Origin of the sequence: Ureaplasma urealyticum serovar 8 str. ATCC 27618 (genome assembly GCF_000169535.1) — a bacterium.
GTDB classification, from domain to species: domain Bacteria; phylum Bacillota_I; class Bacilli_A; order Mycoplasmatales; family Mycoplasmoidaceae; genus Ureaplasma; species Ureaplasma urealyticum.
This window is the reverse complement of record NZ_AAYN02000002.1, coordinates 867,564-873,729: the sequence shown is the minus strand read 5'-3', so window position 1 is coordinate 873,729 and position 6,166 is coordinate 867,564. Positions and strand designations below refer to the sequence as shown.

Here is a 6,166-nt window from a genome sequence, read left to right as displayed (position 1 = left end):
TTTCTATAAACGACCTCTATCCTATTATTTATTATATATGTTTATTTTTAAAAAAATATCATTGACTTTTTTGAAAAATTATATTAAATAAAAAAGCATGAAAATGTTATAATATCTCCATATTATGTTTTCAAAAAGTAAGAGGGCGGTGGATTTATGAAAAGAACGTTTCAACCAAATAATCGTAAAAGAGCAAAAGTGCATGGTTTTCGTGCACGTATGAAAACTAAAAATGGACGTAATGTTTTAGCTAGAAGAAGACTTAAAGGGCGTCATAGTCTAACAGTTTCTGGTGAAAAATAATTTTTATGGCTAATTTTATTAGTCTAAAAAGAAATGAAGATATACTTAATATAATTAAAAAACAACAAAAAATTCATTCTAATCACATTGTAGTTTATTTTTGTGAGACCAATCTAAAAAAAGTTCGCTTAGCTATAAGCATTTCTAAAAAAAAATTTAAATTAGCAACGCAACGCAATCGAATCCGACGCCTAATTAAAGCATGATTTATTGCTGCTAATGTTCTAGTTGAAAGTTATGATATTGTAGTCTTAGTGAAACCATCGTTTATTGATGGTTCTTTTGTTTTAAATTGTGATAATATTAAAAAAATTCTTCAAACAATTATTAGTAAGCATAAACAAAATAAAATTAATAAATAATTTTAAAAAGGAGGTATAAATGTCATCGGTTGATAAACAAAATCTAATGAATAGAATGCGAATTTCTGTTTCACATTTTGCTGGCGCATCAAATGCGAATTCAACAAAAAAAGAACGTAGGAAAAAGATTTTAAACATTTTATTAAAAGTTTTTAAAGTTATTGTTTATACGTTCTTCTTGGGTATTGGTTTATATGGTTGCTTTCAAAATATGGCTAATCATTGAACAATTAACTCTACTGTTGTCGGTAATGGTTTTGAATTAGGATTTCACGTAGATCCTATTCTTGGCGCTAATGACATTCGATTTGATTTAATTTATTCAGGGACAGGACCTTGATATCCAATGTCAGACTTCTCGTTTGATTATGGACCTTTCTATGCTTTATTCGTATGGCCAATCGCACAAATTTTATTACATTTTATGTATGCAACAAGAGATTGACCAGCTGGTTTAAATGCTATTTTAGGATTGATTATCATTTTATTAATTATTCGTGTAATTACAATGTTAATTTCAGCACGTGCTACAATTCAAACGGAGCGAATCTCTGAAATTCAAGGTAAAATTGCTGAAATCAATGCTAAATATAAAGACGCAAAAGACATGCAATCACGCCAAAAGAAACAAATGGAAACAAAAGAGTTATATCAAAAACATAATGTTAAACCTTTAGCGCCATTTGAAAGTATGATTATTACTTTACCGATCTTTTTAATTATTTATCGTGTTGTTACAATTTTAAGACCACTTAAATTCATTAGTATCTTCTACATTTGAGACTTATCAGCGACGCCTATTTCTGAGATTTTCTCAAACTTTACAACTTCAGGTTGACCTTATATTTTCTTCTTATTAATCATTATTCCAGTGCAAATCTTATCGCAAAAAATACCACAGTTATTAGCTAAGAAACGAAATCGTAGTGCAACAACTGTTGGTGCTAAAAACAAACAACAATTAAAACGTGTGCGAATGACACAAAACATTATTGCGATTGTTTTAGCTGTTGTAGTAGCGATTTCTGCTTCAGGGATTGGTTTATATTGATTCTTTAACGCAATCTTTACAATTTTACAATCATATATTATTCACGTTATTATTATGAAACGTCGTTCAAATAGTGCCACAAGAATTGAATCAAAACTTGCCAAATTAGGAATTAGCTAACTTGAATAAAACAGTCATTAAAAATAAACTCAAGCAAGAAAGTTTTGTTCCATCAAAAAAAATGGGGCAAAACTTCTTGTTGTCTAATGAGATAAAAAACAAAATTGTAAATGTGGCAAATATTAGTAAAGATGATTTAATTTTAGAAATTGGTCCAGGATGAGGAGCAATTACTGAGCTTCTTGTTCAAAAAACAGATACCTTAGTGGCTATTGAATTAGATAAAAGATTATATGCGCACTTAAAAACATACATAAAAGCACCTAATTTTCATATAATAAATAATGATGTGTTATGTGTAGATTTAGATAAATTAATCTTAGATTACACCAACACTAAAAAAAATCAAAAAATTAAAGTTGTTGCAAACCTTCCTTATGCAATTTCTTCAAAAATAGTTTTGAAAATTATTCAATCAAAATTAATTAATGATGCTTATATTATGGTTCAAAAAGAGATGGCTGAACGTATTGGTGCTAAAGTAAATACACGTGGTTATAATGCTTTTACTGTTTTAGTTCAACTATTTTGTAAGACAAAGATTCTTTTTCAAGTAAATGCAAAGGAATTTCATCCACAACCAAAAGTACAAAGTGCTGTTATTCATCTTGAAAACCTTCATAATAAAGTTGATTTTGATATTGAACAAGTAAGTAAATTTTTACGGATTTGTTTTTTAAACAAACGTAAGAAGTTAAAAAATAATTTGTCTAATATTTATGATATAAAACTCGTTAATGAAATGTTTATTGATTATAATTTAGATATGAATTTACGAGCTGAGAATATTGAACCAAAAATGTTTTTAGAACTCTTTAATTATTTGAATAAATCAAATAATGAATAAAATTAAGCTGTAGGTCAAATTATGAAAGTAAAATCATTCGCAAAAATTGATTTAGGATATAGTGTTTACAAAAAACGAAAAAACATTACAAAACACGATTTCGAATCAATTTTTATACTTGTTGAAAGCGTTTATGATGACATTGAAATTATTAAAATTGACAAAAACGTTGATGATGTGCACTACTATAATGAAACAAATGAAATCTATGTTTATAGTCGTTTAGTTTATAAAACATTAGAATGAATTCGCCAAACTTATCGCATTAAAAACCACTACCGAATTAACATTAAAAAAAGAATACCAATTGGAGCAGGATTAGGTGGAGGTTCATCAAATGCTGCAGTTATTATGAAATCTATTTTAGAACTTGAAGGTATTAAAGAAATTAACTACAAAGATGTTGTTAATAAACTAGGCGCTGATATTCCCTTCTTTTTATCAGGTTATAAAACAGCTTATGTAAGTGATTGTGGTAGTACGCTTGAAGATTTGAGTGGTCAATTTAAATTAAGTTATGAAGTTCATTTAATGAATGTTAATGTAAACACAAAATTAGTGTTTGAAAAATTTGATGATAATCAATGACATGTTATTAAAAATAACTTTAAAACAATTATTAAGAATTTAAAAGAGAATATTGTAACTAATATATATAATGATTTACAAGAACATTGTTTTGAGTTATATCCTAATATTAGATATAAATATAACGAATTATTGAGAGAGGGTTTTTATACAATTTTAAGCGGAGCAGGTAGCTCATTTATTTGCATAAAATTAAAAGATAAGGAAAATCAAGTTATTCATGAAAATTAGAACACGTTATGCTCCATCACCAACTGGTTATTTACATATTGGTGGAGCGCGAACCGCTTTGTTTAATTATTTATTAGCTAAAGCTTATGATGGTGATTTCATTATTCGCATTGAAGATACTGATGTTGAAAGAAATGTGGAAGGTGGAATTGATTCTCAATTTAATTTTTTAGAATGAATGGGAATTGTTGCTGATGAATCAATTCGTAATCCTAAAACATTTGGACCATATATTCAATCACAAAAACTAAAGCATTATGAAGCATTAGCTTTAGATTTAGTTGCACAAAAAAAAGCTTATTTTTGCTTTTGTAGTAAAGAACGATTAGATGCTGATCGTGAATTAGCTGAAAAATTACATGAAACACCTAAATATAAACGTCATTGTTTAAATTTAAATGAACAAACAATTCAAGCCAATTTATTAGCAAATAAAGAATATACAATTCGTTTAAAAATTGATGAAAACAACGAGTATAGTTGAGATGATTTAATTCGGGGTAAAATCAGTATTCCAGGCAGTGCTTTAACCGATCCTGTTATTTTAAAGTCAAATAAAATTGCAATGTATAATTTCGCTGTTGTAATCGATGATTATGAAATGCAAATTTCGCATGTTATTCGTGGCGAAGAACATATTTCTAATACGCCTTATCAATTAGCAATTGCGCAAGCGCTAAATTATGATTTATCTAAAATTAAATATGGTCATTTATCAATTATTGTTGATGAAACAGGTAAAAAATTATCAAAGCGTAATTTAGCTTTAAAACAATTCGTATCTGATTATGAAAAAGATGGCTATTGACCACATGCAATTACTAATTTTGTAGCATTATTAGGTTGAAGTCCAAAAAATAATCAAGAGATTATGAGTTTAGTAGAAATGGTTGAGAATTTTGATGTTAATAATTTATCAAAATCACCTGCTTTTTTTGATATTAATAAAATGAATTGATTTTCAACACAATACTTTAATAATATTTCACAAGATGAATTTATTGATTTTGTTAAGACTCATCCACTAACAAAAGAATTAGTTTTAAAAGATACTACTTTCATTGATAAAGCACTATTATTTAAATCACACATTGTTAATTTAAAACAATTAATTAATTTAGTTGATGAACAATTTAATTCTAATAAACAATTATTAGAAGAAGATGTAAATCATATTAAAAATAATCAACTAACAAATGTTGTACAAGTTTTTTATGAACAATTAATAGTTAGTGAAAAATTTGATGAACAATCAATCAAAGAAGTAATTAAGCAAGTTCAAAAAACAACAAACAATAAAGGTGCTAATTTATACATGCCGATTCGAATTGCTACAACGTTTAGTTCGCATGGTCCTGAATTAGCGAAAACTATTTATTATTTAGGACGTGAAAATGTATTAAAAAATTTACAAAGTATTTTAAAAGTTTTAGGTTAGTTGCGTTATGGTAAAAAATTTTTTTATAAAAGATCCTATTCATGGTTTAATCTCTTTTGATGAGCAATATGAATGAGCTTATGAGCTAATTAAGACAAAAGAGTTTTGACGTTTAAATAATATTAAGCAACTAGGATCAAGTTGGTCTATTTTCCCGAGTGCTACGCATACACGTTTTACTCATTGTATTGGTGTTTTTGAAGTTACAAGAAAGCTTTTAGATTCATTAAAATTTATTGATTCTGATACCCAAGATTTAGCTAATAATAAAAAAATTGTTTGTGCAGCCGCTTTATTACATGATATTGGCCACGGTCCTTTTTCACACACTTTTGAATATGCAACAAATTATGATCATGAAAAAATTGGTCAAATGATCATTACAGATCCTAAAAGCGATATTAATAAAATTTTACTTAAACATCATATTAATCCGATTGATGTTGCTAATGTGATTGATCATAAATCAAAGAAAATGTGAATGCAACAAGTAATTTCATCTCAAATTGATGCTGATCGCTTAGATTATTTACCACGTGATTCACATTTTACTGGAACTAAATATGGAAACATTGATTATGATAATATCTTTAAAAAAGCGATTGTTTTTAAAGACCGTTTGTGTTTTTCAAAATATTCTTGAAATGCTTTAGAAAATATTCTAATTTCACGTTGAAGTATGTTTGAAAATGTTTATTTAAATAAAACACCAACCACTTATGACATCTTAATGAAAAAAGCTTTAGCAAGAGTGTATTATTTATATCAAAAACATAAAAATTATCAATTTAAAAATCCACAGTTATTAATGATTTTAAAGTCATGACTAACTGATGAAAATTGGGATATAGCTAGTGTTCAAGCCTTAGATGATTATTCATTTACAGCTTTAATGCGGTCATTAGCTACTGAAGACGATTTTATTTTAAAAACATTAGCAACAAATTGATTACAAAACAAAGACTTTGTAACTTTTGAATATGAGTATGGTAAAAACGAATCAAAAAACCAAAAAATTATTCACAAGAAATATTTTTATGAAACAATTACTTCTAATAAACAATTCTATGACTTTAATGATCCAGTCTTTTTGTATACAGAAGATAAAAGTAATGAAATTAAATTATTAAAACTTGAAGATAAAAGTTTAATTATTGCTGCTTTAAAATCAATTAAGCAACCACGAATAAAAAAATGAATTTTTTACTACAAACCTTTAAAATAAT

At 26.8% G+C, this 6,166-nt stretch carries 7 protein-coding genes; all 7 read left to right on the top strand.

Annotation, left to right across the window (positions count from 1 at the left end):
• The first annotated feature begins 156 nt into the window (after window positions 1-156).
• Genes rpmH through UUR8_RS03460 form a run of 7 tightly spaced genes read left to right on the top strand, consistent with a single transcriptional unit; the run spans window position 157 to window position 6,165 of the window.
• The gene (gene rpmH, locus UUR8_RS03490; RefSeq protein ID WP_004026213.1) at window positions 157-303 is read left to right on the top strand and encodes a 50S ribosomal protein L34; all 147 of its coding nucleotides are present in this window, start codon (window positions 157-159) and stop codon (window positions 301-303) included.
• A gap of 5 nt (window positions 304-308) precedes the next feature.
• The gene (gene rnpA, locus UUR8_RS03485; RefSeq protein WP_004025778.1) at window positions 309-665 is read left to right on the top strand and encodes a ribonuclease P protein component; all 357 of its coding nucleotides are present in this window, start codon (window positions 309-311) and stop codon (window positions 663-665) included.
• Window positions 666-684: 19 nt separating this feature from the next.
• Window positions 685-1,836 (top strand): membrane protein insertase YidC, encoded by a 1,152-nt coding sequence (gene yidC / locus UUR8_RS03480; RefSeq protein ID WP_004025520.1) that lies wholly within the window; start codon window positions 685-687, stop codon window positions 1,834-1,836.
• Between the two features lies 1 nt (window position 1,837).
• Window positions 1,838-2,683: a 16S rRNA (adenine(1518)-N(6)/adenine(1519)-N(6))-dimethyltransferase RsmA gene (gene rsmA / locus UUR8_RS03475; RefSeq protein ID WP_004025835.1), complete on the top strand. Its 846-nt coding sequence runs from the start codon at window positions 1,838-1,840 to the stop codon at window positions 2,681-2,683.
• A gap of 21 nt (window positions 2,684-2,704) precedes the next feature.
• Complete coding sequence (locus UUR8_RS03470; RefSeq protein ID WP_004025775.1) at window positions 2,705-3,502, top strand: 4-(cytidine 5'-diphospho)-2-C-methyl-D-erythritol kinase; 798 nt, start codon at window positions 2,705-2,707, stop codon at window positions 3,500-3,502.
• Window positions 3,492-4,940: a glutamate--tRNA ligase gene (gene gltX / locus UUR8_RS03465; RefSeq protein WP_004026196.1), complete on the top strand. Its 1,449-nt coding sequence runs from the start codon at window positions 3,492-3,494 to the stop codon at window positions 4,938-4,940. The genes UUR8_RS03470 and gltX overlap by 11 nt, the downstream gene beginning before the upstream one ends.
• A gap of 7 nt (window positions 4,941-4,947) precedes the next feature.
• Window positions 4,948-6,165 carry an HD domain-containing protein gene (locus UUR8_RS03460; RefSeq protein WP_004025541.1) on the top strand — a complete coding sequence of 406 codons (1,218 nt, stop codon included), beginning with the start codon at window positions 4,948-4,950 and terminating at the stop codon, window positions 6,163-6,165.
• Window position 6,166 lies beyond the last annotated feature (1 nt).